The sequence below is a fragment of the Sodaliphilus sp. genome, assembly GCF_045598405.1.
GTDB classification, from domain to species: Bacteria; Bacteroidota; Bacteroidia; order Bacteroidales; family Muribaculaceae; genus Sodaliphilus; species Sodaliphilus limicaballi.
On record NZ_JAZLLZ010000010.1, the window covers coordinates 53,657 to 71,718 of the forward strand.

An 18,062-nucleotide genomic window follows, 5' to 3' on the forward strand; every position below is an offset into this window, starting at 1 on the left:
TTTTTATTTTTTGAAGCCTTGGGGAGACCAAATGGCCTCCGGGTAATACGAATCAATTACTCTCTTGACCAGGGCAACTTGTTTTGCTCGCTTCTTAGCATCATCTGTAGTTGAATCCCAGCTATGAGTCTGGGCTACACTACCACCAGTCTTCAGGTATATAGGAGCAGCCACACGAATGAATTCAGGGACCTCATAGTGACGGATAAAGCCTCCAGTTGACTTGGGGTTTTCTGTGTGAATATCAATGGGCACATTTACTGCTTGACGCATAGCAGCGAGCATCTGCACTTGAATATCACGAACAGGATTTATTGAGTCTGCACCTATGCTTTCGAGCAAGTGTGCTGAGCAGGGGTTTGCAAAACCCGTATGAGCTGATACCTTGAAATGGCAATCAGCTGGAATCTCGCCAGCCTTACGCATCTCGTTCAATGCCCAGAGACACCCCTCGTCATAAACGAGGAAACCACGGCAACCAATACTTGCAGCACGCTTCACATCCTCAATGGCACGCACCACTTGCTCCTGTCCGCGAAGACGATAACCCATACGCACACCCTCAGGTGTATTTACTGAAGCAGATGTATCAGTCGTAGCACGAGGGCCTATAGCAAGAATCAACTCAACGTTAGCTCGTTGAGCAAGATTCACCATTTGCTCAATATCATCGTCAGAGAGCGACATGATACCTTTTGTCTGAGTCACACGATGGAGATATAGACCATAGCGGTCAATCTCCTCAAGCAATGCTTCCATTACCTTGGGTCCCTGAATGCCAGGCACCTCAAAACGATACTGACCGCCATCATCAAAACGCTTTTCAGAAGTAGGAAGTGTATAAAGGTCGCCACCTGGCATACCGATTTTTTCAAGGAATTCTCTTGTTGCTTTCATATTCTTATTATTATACGTTATTTATTTTTTGAAGAATGCTAATGTACGTTCAATATTGTCATCGCTCAATTCATGATGCATTGGAAGGCAGATAACGCTATCTGCCATCTTATGCGCATTGGGCAGATTGGCAGGATTAGCGCTTTCAAGACCACGATAGGTAGAGAATTCGGAGATGAGAGGATAGAAGTACCTACGTCCAAGTACGTTGGCATCTTTCATCTTGAAATATAGTTCATCACGAGTCATGCCGAATGCTTTTGCATCGATGAAGCATGGGAAGTACGAGTAATTGTGCTTTACGCCAGGCATATCATCGAAGAATGTAACACCCTCAACATCACGAAGTGCTTCACGATACTTAATGGCAACCTGCTGGCGAGCGGCTATAGCTGCATCAACTTGACGAAGGTTGAGGAGTCCATATGCCGAACGCATCTCGTCAACCTTAGAGTTGATACCAGGACCAACGATGGTAGTTTCACCCGCGAAACCGAAGTTCTTGAGATAGTCAATGCGTTTCTTGGTTGCCTCGTTAGGCATAATCATCGCGCCACCCTCGATAGTGTTATAAACCTTTGTTGCATGGAAGCTAAGAGTTGACATATCACCCCAGTTCAGGATGCTCTCCGTCTCGACTTTCTGTTCTTCACGCTTAACAGCTGCACATGGTTCGAGTGCATTGCGAGCTTCATCGAATGCACGCTTATAGTCGGCTTCATTCTTAGGGATTTCCAAAGCGAAAGCATGCGCTGCGTCATAAATTACTTTAAGACCGTATGTGTCTGCGATTTCCTTGATTCTGCGCACATCACAAGGTTTGCCATAGCAATGCACGGGCAAGATAGCTGTAGTTTTTGGTGTGATTGCTGCCTCAATCTTCTCAGGGTCAAGGTTTCCAGTACGAGGGTCAATATCCACGAAAACAGGTTTGCATCCTGCCCACCAAATGGAGTGAGTGGTGGCAACAAAGCTATAAGGAGTTGTAATAACCTCACCCGTGATGCGAAGAGCCTGAAGGGCGGTAAGCAAAGGAAGTGTACCATTGGTGAAAAGACTTATTTGAGGCACACTAAGGTACTCCTTGAGTGCGGCCTCAAGCTGTTTGTGGAACTGACCATTGTTAGTAATCCACTTGGAATCCCATATCTGTTTAAGCATCTCGTGGAATTCACCGAGATTTGGAAGTAACGGAGATGTTACTGTAATTAAATTATTGTCCATATTTAATTATTTTCTTTTTATTTCCGTTTAATTACTTTGTTTATCATTGGCATGACAATTCCTTTAATCTCTAGATACTCAGGAAGTTTCTTTAATTCACATATAGTAATAACTATAGCGGCACCTAAAATTATCTGAATAGGTAGTACAATATATGGCGTTATATCTAAAAATTGTAGCATGCCCACAGGGATTGCCATTGTAATTGCTACTAAAAACGACGGAATTATATCCTTAATTTGGTCTTTAATACTATAATTCAAGAATGGCCCAGAATAGTATGCATTAATATAGAATGCAATAAAACCAGTAATAATGCTACAACCTACCATCAGATAGATGTCTATAAAAATGCCTAGAAGTATTGGGCCGATAGATATTACTTTTTTGATTATTTCAAGTCTTAAAAACAAATCACTCCTGCCCTGAACTTGCAACATATTTAAATTTATTGCATGGAGAGGGTATAAAGACCCATTAATGCATATCAAAATAAGAAATCCAATGCACCTCAACCATTTTTCTCCAATTAATACTAAAATCATTGGTTTTGCCACTGCTGCCATACCAAACATCAATACAAATGTTGGCAACATTGCAGATTTTATGATTTTTCGATAGGCTTCCCTTAATCTTGTTTTATCATCTTGTATACTACTTAAAACAGGAAAACTGACACGTTGAATAACTGTAGTCAAATTACTACTAAACATTGCGCTAAATTGTTTTGCTCTGGTATATAGTCCGAGAGTAGCAGGAGCATAGCATTTTCCAATTACTACTTGATAGATCTCTTTCCAAACCGTTCCAATTAATTGACTAACAAGCAACTTCCATCCGTATGACCACATAGATTTGAAGCTTTCTTTGCTAAAAACAAGTTTGGGAAACCATTTATTGAATATCCAATAGCATATTGCAGTAAACAATGCTGCTGCTATCTGCTGAGCAACCAAAGCCCAAACACCATAGCCAAGATATGCCATCAAAATACCTATAAATCCACTTGCCAAACTAGAGATCACTGTGACCTTAGTTTGTGTTTTAAAGTCTACACGCCTTGCTCTAATTGCTCTTTGCACCAAGCAAAATGCATTTATCACAATTACAATTGATATACATCTTGTAAGAGCCACCAACTCCTCACGTTGAAAAAAATTAGCTAAAGGTTTTGCTAGAAAAAAACATATTATGGCCATTACTACAGAGACACACAGATTAGTGTAAAATGCAGTACTTAAGTCGGCATCTGTCGCGTGTTTCATTCTAATTAGAGCGTTCGAAAAGCCACTATCAACAATAGAGTTGAACACGGAAATGAAAATTGTTAAAATTCCGATCAAGCCATACTCTTCTGGTCCTAAAAGGCGTGCTAAAACGATACCAACGATAAATGTTATGCCTAATTTTGATACATTATCTACTGCACTCCACCCTAAGCCTTTTACTGTTTTGTTTTTTAATGATTCTGCCATAATTATCGACCTTGATACATTTCCTTGTAATATTTCTCGTAGTCGCTGCTGGTGATGTTGTCTAATCATGCCTGGTTGTCGAGATACTAGTTCATGGTATTCTCGATACCTTTTTTAAACTACAACGAGAGCTCCCTGTTCAGTTCTTGTTGTAAGCCTCGTGGTGCTCGACGCCTTGGTCGAGAACGGAGGCCCTCGGGGTGTGTCGGTTTGAGCGCGCCATATGCCTCGTCGGTTGAGATATGGTAGAAGCGCTTGCCCTCATATTTCTCGGGCAGAGACCCCCAGTAGAGCTTGGCGGCAAGGTGAATGATGCCGTCGATGTGCTCGTCCTGCATGAGCTTGTAGAACGCGTCAAAGTCGCATATATCCATCTTGACAAACTTGTAGTTGGGCTTTCCCTCGATGTCCTTGAGGTTAGCGAGATTGCCCGCATATGTGAGTTTATCCAGATTGATGATATTATACTCCGGATATTTATTTACAAACAGACGCACAACATGGCTCCCAATGAACCCTGCACCGCCAGTGATTACAATATTCTTCATTGTTATAAAAAATTAGAGAATCATCTGCCTGTTTTTCCAAGAATGTTAGTTGAATTGACTTCTCGCTTGAGTTCATCAATAACTTTGAGGAGATATTGGCCATATTGATTTTTGAGCATAGGTTGTGCAAGTTCTCGCATACGATCTTCGGAAATCCATCCCTTGCGATAAGCAATGGCTTCGAGACACGCTACTTTTAGTCCTTGCCTTTTTTCTACTACCTCAATATAAGTTGAAGCCTCAGACAATGAATCGTGAGTACCGGTATCAAGCCAAGCAAAACCACGGCCAAGGGTTTGAACTTTCAATTCCCCCTCGTCAAGGAATTGTTGGTTTACTGTTGTGATTTCATACTCGCCGCGAGCGGAAGGCTTGATGTTTGCGGCTACTTCAACAACCTTGTTTGGGTAGAAGTACAATCCCGCGACAGCATAATTGCTCTTCGGATTTTCGGGTTTCTCTTCAATACTTAAGCAATTTCCCTCAGCGTCAAATTCTGCAACTCCATATCGCTCGGGATCGTTAACCCAATATCCGAATACGGTTGCTTTGCCTTCCTTGGCTGATTTGACTGCATTTGAAAGCATGCGGGTAAACCCGCTGCCGAAAAATATATTGTCACCAAGGACGAGGCAGACGGAGTCGCGTCCAATGAAGTCCTTACCTATGGTAAATGCCTGGGCAAGACCATCGGGCGAAGGTTGCTCGGCATAATCGAAATGCACGCCGTAGTCAGAACCGTCACCCAACAGTCGTTTGAATCCTGGCAAGTCATAAGGTGTGGAGATAATCAGAATCTCTCTGATGCCAGCAAGCATAAGTACCGAAATGGGATAATACACCATCGGCTTATCATAGATGGGCATCAACTGCTTGCTAATTCCCTTGGTTATCGGGTACAGGCGCGTGCCACTGCCGCCCGCTAAAACTATACCTTTCATAATTTGTAGTTATTGATTTGATGTTTACACGCTTTCCAGACGTACATCGAAATGGTGTTCTTTGCCAATCGCTTATTATTTGATGTTTCAGACATTAGTAGATGATTATTAAATATTAACTTTGTTACTCTTTTATTTGGTTACCAAAACTTTGAGTATTGCTGTTTTATTCAGCTTTTTCGTAAATGAGCGTCATATTGTGTTTAACGGGTGTTGAAGGAATAAATACTTTGCCGTCTGAAGTCAAGATTCGTCGGCCATCCGTATTAGGAAGATTGACCTTTTCTCCACATACGACAGGGATTCCGATCAAGGTGTAAATGGTGTTGACATTAATATCGATGGTAACATAACATTTTTGACTATTAGATTCGTTTCCCCATTCATCGGATAAAAAGGTAATGCGATCAATCATGAATTTTTTCAAATCATATATAGCCTTCTGCCATTTCTCCGTATTAAGTGTTGTTTTATTTCGTCTGCTATCATGCTGTACTTCGTCAGTCAATATGGCAGTCAACGAATCTACCTTGCAATTTTCCCCCATGAAAAACTCTAAAAGGGCTTCTCGGTTAGAAAAGAAAACTTCGGTTACTTTAGTATTGAAATCTTCATGCTGACACAAGGCAGGAAAGAAACCAGGGTATATATTTTGTCGATCTTCATCAGCTCGCAATTTGTATGGCATTCTGACGTAGAACGCATTTGGCAGTTCATATCCTCTTCCACCTATTCCCATGGTTAAATCCATATCCCAAAGTGGTCCTGCACGGAAAAGATTGTCATCACGATGTTTATAGATATAAACACTTTTATTACAATCAGAATTCGCAAAGAGTTCTTGCATGAGGTAGAGATTTGCGAAACTCTCTATGTCCAGCATGGAGGAATAATGTTTACCATGAAAGTTTTGACCCGAGCTGGAATACAAGGCTTCTGCCATTTGGTCGTATTGTTCTTTTACATACTGAACCTGCTCGATGGTCGCATACTTCGGGTACCTAAAGCCATAGCGAGTTTCATATCTCGAGCGGAAACCGGTATTGGAATATAAATATTGTATATCACCAGCACGTTTAGGATGCATTTCAAAGAGATATCCACCTGTGATGTTGGTGGGATTGTTTGCTCCAGAAATGCCTTTGAGCATCTCGTCATTTTGATATGGGGCTTGACCATAGAGTGTTGTCGTATTGAACTTTTTAAGTTTCTTCTTGTTACAACCTTCGGTCTCGTCCTGGAGCTTGCTAAGTCCTATTTGCTTGCGATTGACCTTATTGACGAGAAGGTATAGACCTCGGTAATCACCATTTGTCCACAGTGCAACATACTCGCAATCTACGGAATTATCAGGACAAAGCATTTGGGAAGTACGATACCCTATCCAGTTACGCATTTGTGTTACATCACTATTATTGGCAAGGAGACAGAACGAATCGTTCTCTTTAAAACCAAGCAGAGAATGATAGTATGGTAAATCAATGTTGTACGGTTTCTTTATTCTGCTACTCGTCCAAGTAATATTCCCATGGCCACTAATGGATTTCCTATTGGTGAAGAGCAGGAAAGGGAAGATATGATAACATTCTTCGCTATGCGTTAGTTTTTGCTCTTGTTATCTGAAATTTGTTTGCCAAAAAGTCGATACAAGATAAATGATTATCCATTTTATACCAAGAATGTTGATTTTCTTTGTTCCAAACCCCAATCTCTCTATCATTGATTCTTGATCCCTAATCATTTTCGATTGCTTCTTTGATGCAGTCGACTATGTAGCGAACGTCGTCGTCTTTTACGTAGGGGCCGGCGGGGATGCACATGCCTATCTTGAAGAGGTCTGTTTCGACTTCGTTGGTGTAGGCGGGGCAGCCTTGATAGACGGGCTGTTTGTGCATGGGTTTCCACACGGGTCGTGCCTCGACTTTCTTGTCGAGCATGAACACGCGCATTGCCTCGACGTTTTCGTTGGGCTGGCAGTCGGTAGTGGCGCTGTCGGCAGCATGAATTACTCCGGCGGCTCCGCCCACTGCGGTCTTGATGACTTCTTTGTAGGCGTTCTCCTGACCTTTCACTTTCACGCTCGGGTCAAGGGTGATGGTGCACAGCCAATAGTTGCTGTCGTAAAGAGCCTCCTCTAAATCTCCCCCTGAAGGGAGAGACTTCTTGTAGGTGGCGGTGGGCTGCTCGTGAAGCGTAACTCCGGGGACGTCTTTCAGCAGCTCTTTGTAGAGTGCCTGCACGTGCTTGTGGTGGGCGATGTGCTCGTCAACGATAGTCATCTGTCCGCGTCCGATGCCGGCACAGATGTTTGACATGCGGTAGTTGTAACCGATTTTCTCGTGCTGGTAGTAGGGGTAGCTTTCGCGGTACTGTGTGGCATACATCATGATGGTGTTCCACTGGGTATCGGGAGCCTCTCCCCCCGCCCTCTCCTCCAGAGAGGGAGCCGCTGGAAGCTCTGCCGTCCAGCGTTTTGAAGGTAGTGACTTGCACAGGGTCTTGATGATGTGAAGGACGCTGTCGGTGTTGTTGAGTACTTCTTCGTTCGAGAAACGCACTTCTGTAAACCCTAATTCCTCAAGTATCGAGGTGCGGAGTTTGTCGGCTTCGGCCTGTTTGGGATTCTTATGGTAGCCACCGTCAAGTTCGATGGTAAGACCTTTTTCGGCACAATAAAAATCAACAACAAAGTCAGCTATCGGGTGCTGACGGCGGAATTTGTAACCAAGGTTATTGGTTCTGAGCATTTCCCAAAGCGTTTTTTCGGCCGCGGTAGGGTTGTTGCGATTTGCCTCCGCATTAGCCTTTAGAATTTCATATAGCATGGGGTCGGCAGTCTGTAGCCTTCCTGCGCTTTGGCTCCCTCTCTGGAGGAGAGGGCGGGGGGAGAGGCTTCCATTACAAATCAAAGCGCCACCGCCCGAGGTCGTAATCATCTTGTTACCGTTGAACGAGAGTACACCGTACTTGCCGAATGTGCCGAGCACCTGACCTTTGTAGCGAGATCCGAATCCCTCAGCAGCGTCCTCAACCACGGGGATGCCGTACTTGTCGGCAATCGCCATGATACGCTCGCAATCGTAGGGCATACCATACAGTGCCACGGGAACGATTGCCTTGGGGTACTTGCCGGTCTTCTCCTTGCGGTCGATGATTGCCTTTTCAAGGAGTTCGGGGTCCATGTTCCAAGTGTCCTTCTCGCTGCCGATAAACACAGGCTTAGCACCGAGGTATGTGATGGGATGGCTTGACGCACAGAAGGTAAAGCTCTGCACACACACTTCGTCACCGGGCTGGACGCCACAGTTGATGAGCGCCAGGTGAACGGCCGCTGTACCCGAATTGAGCGCAACCACACGCTTGCCCTCGCCCACGAACGCTTCAAGGTCTTTCTCAAAACCGTTCACGTTGGGACCTAGAGGCACAACCCAGTTAGTGTCGAATGCCTCTTTCACATATTTCTGCTCCTCGCCGGTCTCGGTCATATGGGCAAGGCAAAGGTAAATCATCTTTCTTTCTGACATATATCGATTTGTTTTTGATTTCTTGTTTACCCCGGTGGGTTACACTTTGGTCAGGAGGTGTTGGGGGATGTAGATTGTGGCAAGGGCCACTACACCAGGAATGGAGACCACGAAGCGTTTGTCGCCGCGTATCTTGACGATGTAGCCCTCATGGTCTTTAAATATGCCGTCAAGCACTCGCACTCGCTGCCCCTTGACAAGGCTGACATCTATCACCTCTAGGTTGCGGCAACCGCTCTCAACTGCGGCGCGGAATATTTCCATCTCTCGCTCGCTGATGGCGGCAAACTCGCTCGTGCCAGGCATGCATAGAGGCCACATGACTCGGTGGTTGCGCATCTGGCGTGCAAACTCGCAAGTACAACGCACAAAGATTATGCTGGGCAATACCGCTCGAGTCCCTATGGCCTGTTCGGTGGTAACATCATATGACGCGTCCTTGAGCTCATGTTGCATGGCATAGTACGTGTCAAAGCCTGCCTCTCGGGCCACTCGCTGCGACTCGTTGGGCACGTGTCCGCGCATCCTGAAGGCATACCACTGCAAGGCGTTTTCGTCTTGAGCCATTTGTCTGATTTTAGTTGCTTATCGAACCGGGCATTTACACCATCCCCACCCCCAGGCATGCCCTTAAAGCGCCTGTGGTCAAGATGACTCGCGCCGCATTTCTCTCGCAGCATCCCCGACTCCGTACAGCTCTGCACGTCAGCCTCATGGGGGAGCCATCAAGGGTAGTTGTTCCGCAAACGGAACACCCAGTTGTTTTTATCTTAACTCACAGAGTTAATAGGTCTTGCAAAGTTACGATAAATTCCCATAAATAGCAAATAATCAGCCCTCGTTTTTAGCACATAGAAAGCCAATAACCTTCAAAATGCCACACATGTTTTGCGTTGAACCACCAAATTCGGTGGGCATTTTATGTCAACTTGTCTGTTTTCTACTACAAATAACGAACTGTGTGATAAAGTGACTGTCAGGGAGATTTAGTACAATAACTGTGCTTGAATTTAATCGTTGAAATGGATGTTTTGCACTGGTGGTTACTCTTTGAGTACAGACGGAACAAACGGTTATATTCCAGCATTGTTTTTGTGAAGTCACGAAGGATTTTACAGCATTTTTTGATGAAGGTTTTGTGCGGAAAAGCGTTTTTGCAGTGAATGGTTTGTGTATAAGCAGATTTTTTGCGATATTTGCACAGTTAAGTGTTCTTAAAGACTTATACATGGATGCCATTAAGATAATAAAATATATAGTCATTGCTATTGCGATGTTGTTTCCCTTGCAGGCGTGGGCCGGAAGCAATGAGGAGCAATTGTTGCTGCGCCTTGATAGTGTGGTATCTATGCGTGAGTCTATAAGCAAGCAGCGTGAAGCCGAGATTGCCGTTATCACTAATCAAGTGGCCCGTGCCGACCACCGGCGGCGCTTTGAGTTGTGCCTTGAGTTGAGCGTGAAGTATGACAAATTTGTTCTCGACTCGGCCATGGTGTGGGCGCGCAGGGCGATGTCCATAGCCTTGTCGCTCAACGATGTGCAAAGCAGAGCTCGCGCCAACGTGCAGATGGCCTGGGTTTACAATAACTACGGACTGTATAGCGACGCTATGGACGCACTGGCAACCGTGCATGCTGCCGACCTTAACCCCGAGGATAGGCCGCATTACTATAATCTCATTGTCAATGCCAACAAGAACATGAGCACCTATTCGCTCGATAATGTGCAGCGAGAACATTTCAAGGCGATATATGCGTCATATACCGACTCGGTCAATATGATTCAACCCAGCAACGTGGGCATGCGTGCGCGTGCACTTGAGGCCGAGGGACGCATAGACGAGGCGATAGTTCTGTTAAAGACTAATGTCAAGGATGGAGAAACGACCTCATTGGCAGGTGTGAGGTTCTTCATTTTGTCGCAATTATACCAGCAACAGGGCAATGTGGAGATGCAGCGTCGCTACCTTATTTACTCGGCCATTGCCGATATCACTAATGCTAATCGCGATTACATATCGCTGCGCATCTTGGCCGAGATGCTGATGGAAGAAGGAGACCTGAAGCGTGCCTACAAATACATACATGTGTGTGCCGAGGATGCCTACTTGTCGGGGTCTCGTACACGTCAGTTTGAATGCTCAAGTTTGATAGCGACCATTGACAAACAGCTTGTTGACCGTGACACCCAGCGCCGCACTATGCTTGTGGTTTTGCTCGCGGTGGTGAGTGTCATCACGCTGCTGGCTGCCGTGCAGGCATTCTTGCTGCGCCGCCGCAATCGTGCGCTTGAACGCACCTCGCTTGAACGCGATGATGCATTGAAACGGCTAGAAACCATCAATATACAGCTCGTGGAGGATAATGCCGAGCAGTTAAGGCTCAACCGGTTGCTCGAGGAATCAAACCAAGTTAAGGAAACATACGTGTTGCGCTTCATGGCCCTTTGCCGCGACTACTTGCACAAGATGGAAAACTATCGCAACTACCTGAACAAGGTGGCTGCCAAGCGCAACTTTGACGATCTGCTCAATGCTGTGAGTTCGACTCGATATATTCATCGTGAGATGAGTGAATTCTACGCTAACTTTGACGAGGCTTACCTCAAGCTATTCCCCACGTTTGTTGCTGATGTCAAGGCGCTGATGCGCACCGAGTATGCCATACCCACTCCGGCTCCCGGCAAGCTCAATACAGAGTTGCGTATTGTCGCATTGCAACGGCTTGGCGTGAGTGATGTGGAGCAGGTGAGCGAGTTCTTGCAGTGCTCAACTTCTACAGTATATAACTACAGGTCAAAATTGCGCAACAACGCTCGCGACAAAGACCTATACGAGGCGTTTTTGAAGTCCAAACACCTTAAAAACGCTTAAAAATCATTTACAAAATCATTGCCATAGCTTTGTGTTAGTTGCTTGATTACTAGCACTGTATCTCGTTATGTTTTTTACAAATTGTCTACAATCGCATTGTTTTACGGAATTAATGGTTTATCTTTGCACAAAACTAATGAATAAAAAGTAATATTAACCATTAAAACTTTCTCAAAAAAAACATGAAGAAAAAGTTTAATTCTTTTAAGGCGGTTATGGCTCTTGTCGTCATGGCATTGCTTCCTGGCGGCGCAATGGCACAAGGCGGACTGCAGATGAGCAAGGACGCTCCCACTGTTACCGAGGACTTCAACTCGATGTGGGACGCCAGTGCATCAGAGGCATTGCTGACGATGCCCCAGGGTTGGAAGGTAGAGCGACAGCTCAGCAATCCCAACCAGGTGGGTGCCTATAGTACGGCATCTGCTTCAGTGATGTATAGCGGCGGCGTGAGCCTCGCTTCTAATGCCAAGAACGGCACGTGGAACTTTGGCAGCAGCAGCGATCCCAGCGACCGTGCTGTGGGTGGCCTCTCAACCACTGTTGCCGATGGCACACGCTGCGTGAGCGTGATGACTAAGGTGCACAACAGCGCCGACGAGAAAATCGGTGCGCTCACACTGAGCTACGATATTGAAAAATATCGCGACGGTGACAACGCTGCTGGTTTCTGCGTACAGGTTTACTACTCTTATGACGGAAGCAGCTGGGCTTCGGCTGGATCCAAGTTCTACACTTATTTTAGCCCTGACGCTGCTACAGCCGGTGCAGCAGTTGTTCCCATCAGCACTACACAGGTCAAGGAGCAGGAGCTCGTTGTCAATGTGGCTGCCGGCGCCGACATCTACCTGGCATGGAACATCAGTGTGGCAAGCGGCACGAGCCCCAACAAGGCTATGGGACTTGCAGTCGACAACATCAAGGCCACTGCAACCTTTGGCGATGTGAAGGGCGACGACCGTCCCCCATTCGTTAGTTCAGGTATCTATCTGCGCGGAGAGGTTAACAACTGGGGAGCTCCCACAGCATGGGAATTCAGCGACGAGGGCAACGGCGTTTACCGTCTGTATGACAAGATTGTTTCGGGCCAGTTTAAGGTAGCTGACTCAAGCTGGTCAAACGCTTGCAACTATGGCAGCAATGGTGACAACATGTTGATGGATGAGCCCTATGCTCTCGTGGCAGGCACAAGCACCAACATCACTTGCGGCGTTAATTCATACACTTGCAAGGAGATCACTCTCACTATCAATGCCGATGGCGCAACACTACTCTTCACAAGTGATGACGATGCCACAGGCCTCGATAAGGTATATGTGATAGGCGACAACAATGCGTGGAACTATATGAATCCCGATGGCGCTCTCAACCTTGTGGACGGCAGCGAGACGTTGTTTGCAGGACAGCTCAGCTTCCCTGCTGGCAGCGACGGCCTTAGCCACTGGCTCATTTACCAGAAACTAGGTATGGCAGGTGCATGGGGCCTTGATGCCGATGCTACCGAAGCTGCTCCCACAGGTACTCTCGTCAAGGGTGCTAAGGGCACGGTTGCTGTTGATCCCGGAACCTACGACGTGACATTTGACATTGCTACAGGTAACTACACATTGGTGGCTAAGGAATCTACAATCCAGTCGCTTGACGTTATGCCCCAGAATGTTGTGCTTGTTAAGCAAGTCCCCGACGAAGTTAAGGTGCTGTCACTCAACAACAGCCTTATCTACTACAACGACCAGGATGTCGTATTCAACAACTTGACCAAAGCTATGGGCAAGAAGGCCAACTGGACCAAGCACACACTGCTGGGCCAGCCCTTGAGTACTCACTGGAACGAAGGCGAAGGCCTCACAAGCGAGGGTACTCCCGGTGCTAAGATGATGGTTCGCTCTGAAGCATGGTCACACATCATCCTGCAAGAGCAGAGTTCACTGCCACGCACAGGCATCGAGACATTCCGTGCCAACGTGAAGAAGTGGGTAGAGTACATCCGTGCTAATTGTCCCAACCCCAACGCTGTGATTATCGTCCCCGTTAACTGGGCTTACAGCGGCGACTGGAGCAACTACACTGAGTATAACCGTCAGCTTCTTGCCAACTACCGCGACGTAGCGCGCGAACTGGGAGTGACCCTGTGTCCCGTAGCAGTTGCTTACCAGAATGTATATAACAAGGAAGGCGCATCGGGCACCGAGACTTGGTTCCTCGATGACCGTCATCCCACCCTCAAGGCCACTTACATGGCTGCATGTATGGAATATCAGCTCATCTATGGTGAAGACGCTTCAACCATCACCTATGCCCCCTCTGGCGTGAGCGCTAGCGATGCACAGTCAATGCGCACCTACGCTTCGCAGGCGATGAACGGCTTTGTGAACTATGTTGACCACACTGCAGGCAAGGTTAACTATGCAGTGGTTGCACGCGACCAGTTTGGCAACGAAGTCGCCGTTCCCGAGTCAACTACGGTTACATTGAGCGGCGGTGGTACGCTTGACGATAAGTTCACATTCACTAGCGACGGCACTAAAGGCACGTTCACAGTAAATGCTGTGGACGGCATCTTCAACAGCACAGCGATTGTAGTGGTTGCCGATCCTGTTGTGATCGACACCGAGACCGAGGCTGTTGTAATAGGCGAGGACAATACCGTTTCTCAGAACTTCAACACAATGGCTACCGACGGCGCTGCTGCACTGCCCGCAGGCTGGCGCATCGACCATCCCACAACTGCTCCCCGCACAGTAGGCAAGTTCTATGAGGCCCAGACCGAAACCATGTACAGCGGTGGCACATCACTTGCCTCTAACGCCAAGAACGGTACTTGGAACTTTGGCGCCACAAGCGACGCCAGTGACCGTGCCGTTGGTGGTATCTCTACCAGCGTGGCAGGCGGTACACGCTGCGTTAACGTGTATGTACACATGCGCAACGACGGTGTGCTCAACCTCAAGGACGCTACAGTGGCCTATGATATCGAGAAATACCGCACAGGCAACAATCCCGCAGGCTTCGACGTCCAGCTCTACTACTCGCTTGACGGACAGCAGTGGAAGTCGGCAGGCGAGGCATTCCACACTCACTATGATGCCGACGCATCTACTGCTGGCTATGCCGACGCTCCCGGCGTGACTACTCATGTGACTGGTAACCTCCCAGGTGTGGTTACTCACAACAGCGACTACTACCTGGCTTGGAACATCAGCGTGGCAAGCGGTGACGCGGCTAACGGCGCTATGGCTCTCGCCATTGACAATGTTGAGTTTGCAGCCGTTCCCGGCGAGACTTACCCCGGTCCTTACACAGTTGCTGGCGTGGCTGCTATTGCCAACGGCATCTCTTGGGATCCGGCGGCAACAGTCAACGACATGACATCTGAAGATGGCCTCAACTACACCCTCAAGGTTGAGAACTGCAGCCTCAACGCTGGCACATCTTACCAGTGGAAGGTAGCTGCCGACCATGCTTGGACAGTGTCCTACGGCGATCCCAACGCAAGCAATATCGATGGTAATGCCGAGCTTAAGGTTAACGAGAGCGGCACATATAACGTCACTTTCCACTTCAACGCTGCAACACATGCATTGAGTGCCGACGCTGAACTCGTTGGAGGTCCTGCCCCCATCTATCCTGGCCCTTACACCGTAGCCGGCGTGGCCGCTATCGCCAATGGCTACACATGGGATCCTACTGCTACAGTCAACGACATGAAGTCGGAGGACGGCCGCAACTTCACACTCGTAGTGAGTGGCTGCCAACTCGTTGCAGGCACCGTATATGAGTACAAGGTGACTGTTGACCACAGTTGGGACACATGCTATGGCGACCCCAACGCAAGCAATGAAAACGGCAACGCCGAGCTCACAGTGGACGAGACCGCTTCTTACAAAGTGACCTTTATGTTTGATGCTGCAACCCATGAGGTTAGCGCTATGGCCGAGAAAGAGCCAGAGACAGCAATCAACGACATCACAGTAGTGAAAGGCAACGGCAAGACCTACAACATGATGGGTCAAGAGGTTGCTCCCAGCACACGTGGCATCGTGATACGCAACGGCAAGAAGATCTACAACCCGTAATCCTCAGCTCGTAACAACCATTGCTGTCTAGGAAACTCTAAACAGCAAAGAACACCACCCCGAAGCCCAGTAACCCCAGGCTTCGGGGTGCGTTTTCTAGAAAGTAAATATATTAGCATCTTTCTGTTGCAAAATAGGATAAGAAAGCATAAGGTTTCGGCCGATTGATTTTTGTTGTTAATGAATTTTTAGTAATTTTGTATCCGTAACAACTTATTGGTGTATAGGCATTGTAATAATTTAACTATCAGTCTTACATAATTACTCAAAACTATGATTAAGAAACTATTGTTTATCGCTTTAATGCTCATCGCAGTGATGGCATTTAATTCTTGCAGCAAAGACGACGACCCCGCTGAATTTAAGTTTTATGAAACATATAACGAATGGGGTTCTAATGGAGAACAAGTACGTGAAAAAATGGGAAAATTAGGGTGGACATACAACCATAAGAAGGATAATGAGTACTTCTTTGAAATTAAGGACAAGAATGTCGAATGTACTGCCTATGTCCATCCAAGTTACGGTCTCCTCAAAGTAAGTGTTTATTACAATGGCATGAACAGATTCTATGACAACATCAAGAGCCTGCTTACCGAGCGCTACAAAATAACATGGACCGCAATACCCAATTTTGAGAAAGGCACATCAGCCAACACAGACTTAGATGCTACGATGTGGACTTTTCCTCACAAGACTGAAGATGAAAGTGTTGGCTACATTCTTGAGCCGCATGACCTCATATAGTCTGTTGCATATTTTTAATATGTTTCATGTTTATTTTGTTTTTTATTATAAATATCATGATATGCAAAAAAATTGCTGTATATTTGCAGTAAAAGAGTATTTATAAATATAAAATTAGTATTGGTTATGGATAGAATGTTAGAAATACTAAAGGAACAAGAAGCACGACTTGTTAAAGAACAACAACGTCATTTGCACGAAGGAAAAATAAAGTTGTCGCCAAAGATTAACATTGAGGAATGTCTTCGCAATGGGGGAATCACGGCAGAAGACTATAGAAAATCTCATCAATAACAATGGTAATATATTCAAATGAAATTAAAGACTTTCTTGACAAAATATATTTTTACGAATTAACCCATAGAAATGATTTGGATTTTCCTTTGTATTATTATGAAGAGAAATTATTTAATATTGATAAATTGTCAAGGCATATTGCCTCTACAACATTCCCAATGTCAAGAGATGGATTGTTTGGGTTGGTTATTGGTAGGTTAGAGTTTGGTTATACATTTGACGGAGTAAATACATATGTTCAATACTATATAAATCGTGAACCTCACAATGATTGGTTTGATTGGTTGATTAGAGAAGGGAAACACACATATAAACACATCATAACAGAATCCAAATTACGCTCAATCATTCGAGAAACGATAAAAAGATTATTGTGTACCTTTGCAGAGTAAATTTTTAATGACGTTAAACACACATCTATGGCAACAATCGAACTGTCTCTTTCTTCTATCAAAAATAACACAACTGGGCGAAAACAGATTCGCCTTAGGTTTTATCATGGCAAACGCGTTGACCAGCGGGCGAAGACGGGCATACCAGACGATCAGATTTCTCCAGTCGCCACAAGGAGGAAACATCAAGGTGAAGAATCTTGGCAGCCTGCTGACGAGTTACATATTCATCAGCCATCGAAGGAAGGAGATCTTCCTTGACAGGCTCCGCCGCCAAAGACCGAGATGCTGCAATGGCATCCTGAAGTAGGGCATCGAGGTCAGCTCTGGTCATAACGACGAGTTGTCCCATCGTGTTATTATTGTTGTTAGCCATAGGTAACGTGTTAAAAGTTAAACATTACGCCATCTCACACAACTTGCTTCCTAAGCCATGCGATAGACGCTTATCCTTGCACCAGTGTTTAACGCGTTTCGCACTGAAAATGCAGTGCAAAATTACTCCACGTCTTGCAAACTCATGAAAAAACTGCAAAAATACCGCCATTTTCGGGGTAAAATAGTCATGTTGGTTCCCTTTTGACATGCAAAGGGTACCAACAAATTGAAAATAGGGGATGATCAACAACACGCAAAGTCGATAACAAAATCATGAATTTGCTTGGTTTTGTACCCTAAATCACCTTAAAATTTCTAATTTGACAATAAAATTGCCGATGTAACGATAATTTCTTGCGCATTTATCTTGATTTAGATGAAATTTTAGTAATTTTGCACACATACGAATAATAAATAAGGTATGGACAAGAAACTCAACCGTATAAAAGTGATTTTGGCAGACCGTGGATTGACGAACAAGTGGCTGGCAGAAACCATTCATCGTGATCCTGCAACAATCTCCAAATGGGTGACCAATGCCACCCAGCCACCATTGGAAACTCTCATAGAAATCGCCCTCGCATTAAACGTCGGCATAGAAGAACTGGTGAGGATGCCAGAAGAACAATAAAACGAAACCTTATGAACAAGCTCACTTCATTCCTTATTGATGAGCAACAAGCACATCGCA

Annotated in this window: 14 protein-coding genes and 1 pseudogene; 6 read left to right on the top strand and 9 right to left on the bottom strand. The window is 45.8% G+C overall.

Annotated features, from left to right (window positions below; translation table 11 throughout):
• Window positions 1-3: 3 nt before the first annotated feature.
• From ACKI3C_RS01105 to ACKI3C_RS01140, 8 genes and pseudogenes are all read right to left on the bottom strand, one after another.
• Window positions 4-897: a peptidase gene (locus ACKI3C_RS01105; protein WP_407401175.1), complete on the bottom strand. Its 894-nt coding sequence runs from the start codon at window positions 895-897 to the stop codon at window positions 4-6.
• A 21-nt stretch (window positions 898-918) separates the two neighbouring features.
• The gene (locus tag ACKI3C_RS01110) at window positions 919-2,121 is read right to left on the bottom strand and encodes a DegT/DnrJ/EryC1/StrS family aminotransferase (protein WP_407401177.1); all 1,203 of its coding nucleotides are present in this window, start codon (window positions 2,119-2,121) and stop codon (window positions 919-921) included.
• A gap of 17 nt (window positions 2,122-2,138) precedes the next feature.
• On the bottom strand, window positions 2,139-3,596 hold the full coding sequence (locus ACKI3C_RS01115) for a lipopolysaccharide biosynthesis protein (protein ID WP_407401179.1): 1,458 nt from the start codon (window positions 3,594-3,596) through the stop codon (window positions 2,139-2,141).
• A gap of 188 nt (window positions 3,597-3,784) precedes the next feature.
• A pseudogene (locus ACKI3C_RS01120) lies at window positions 3,785-4,144 on the bottom strand (GDP-mannose 4,6-dehydratase); the annotation flags it as partial.
• A gap of 20 nt (window positions 4,145-4,164) precedes the next feature.
• The gene (gene rfbA / locus ACKI3C_RS01125; protein WP_407401181.1) at window positions 4,165-5,085 is read right to left on the bottom strand and encodes a glucose-1-phosphate thymidylyltransferase RfbA; all 921 of its coding nucleotides are present in this window, start codon (window positions 5,083-5,085) and stop codon (window positions 4,165-4,167) included.
• Between the two features lie 166 nt (window positions 5,086-5,251).
• Window positions 5,252-6,661, bottom strand: a complete 1,410-nt coding sequence (locus ACKI3C_RS01130) for a CotH kinase family protein (protein WP_407401200.1) — start codon at window positions 6,659-6,661, stop codon at window positions 5,252-5,254.
• Between the two features lie 157 nt (window positions 6,662-6,818).
• Window positions 6,819-8,609 (bottom strand): DegT/DnrJ/EryC1/StrS family aminotransferase, encoded by a 1,791-nt coding sequence (locus ACKI3C_RS01135; RefSeq protein ID WP_407401183.1) that lies wholly within the window; start codon window positions 8,607-8,609, stop codon window positions 6,819-6,821.
• Window positions 8,610-8,648: 39 nt separating this feature from the next.
• Window positions 8,649-9,176, bottom strand: coding sequence for a hypothetical protein (locus ACKI3C_RS01140; protein ID WP_407401185.1), 528 nt, complete (start codon window positions 9,174-9,176; stop codon window positions 8,649-8,651).
• 661 nt (window positions 9,177-9,837) lie between these two features.
• On the opposite strand from ACKI3C_RS01140, the gene ACKI3C_RS01145 reads away from it, so the two are divergent.
• The 5 genes from ACKI3C_RS01145 (at window position 9,838) to ACKI3C_RS01165 (ending at window position 16,993) form a co-directional block, all read left to right on the top strand.
• On the top strand, window positions 9,838-11,481 hold the full coding sequence (locus ACKI3C_RS01145) for a DUF6377 domain-containing protein (protein ID WP_407401187.1): 1,644 nt from the start codon (window positions 9,838-9,840) through the stop codon (window positions 11,479-11,481).
• 182 nt (window positions 11,482-11,663) lie between these two features.
• The gene (locus ACKI3C_RS01150; protein WP_407401189.1) at window positions 11,664-15,557 is read left to right on the top strand and encodes a DUF4886 domain-containing protein; all 3,894 of its coding nucleotides are present in this window, start codon (window positions 11,664-11,666) and stop codon (window positions 15,555-15,557) included.
• 273 nt (window positions 15,558-15,830) lie between these two features.
• Window positions 15,831-16,304, top strand: coding sequence for a hypothetical protein (locus ACKI3C_RS01155; RefSeq protein ID WP_407401191.1), 474 nt, complete (start codon window positions 15,831-15,833; stop codon window positions 16,302-16,304).
• 126 nt (window positions 16,305-16,430) lie between these two features.
• Complete coding sequence (locus ACKI3C_RS01160; RefSeq protein ID WP_407401193.1) at window positions 16,431-16,598, top strand: hypothetical protein; 168 nt, start codon at window positions 16,431-16,433, stop codon at window positions 16,596-16,598.
• A gap of 2 nt (window positions 16,599-16,600) precedes the next feature.
• Window positions 16,601-16,993: a hypothetical protein gene (locus ACKI3C_RS01165; RefSeq protein WP_407401194.1), complete on the top strand. Its 393-nt coding sequence runs from the start codon at window positions 16,601-16,603 to the stop codon at window positions 16,991-16,993.
• A 94-nt stretch (window positions 16,994-17,087) separates the two neighbouring features.
• On the opposite strand, the gene ACKI3C_RS01170 is transcribed toward ACKI3C_RS01165, so the two are convergent.
• On the bottom strand, window positions 17,088-17,369 hold the full coding sequence (locus ACKI3C_RS01170; protein WP_407401196.1) for a hypothetical protein: 282 nt from the start codon (window positions 17,367-17,369) through the stop codon (window positions 17,088-17,090).
• A 423-nt stretch (window positions 17,370-17,792) separates the two neighbouring features.
• Here ACKI3C_RS01170 and ACKI3C_RS01175 point away from each other — a divergent pair, with 423 nt between their 5' ends.
• Window positions 17,793-18,002, top strand: coding sequence for a helix-turn-helix transcriptional regulator (locus ACKI3C_RS01175; protein WP_407401198.1), 210 nt, complete (start codon window positions 17,793-17,795; stop codon window positions 18,000-18,002).
• Window positions 18,003-18,062: the final 60 nt, after the last annotated feature.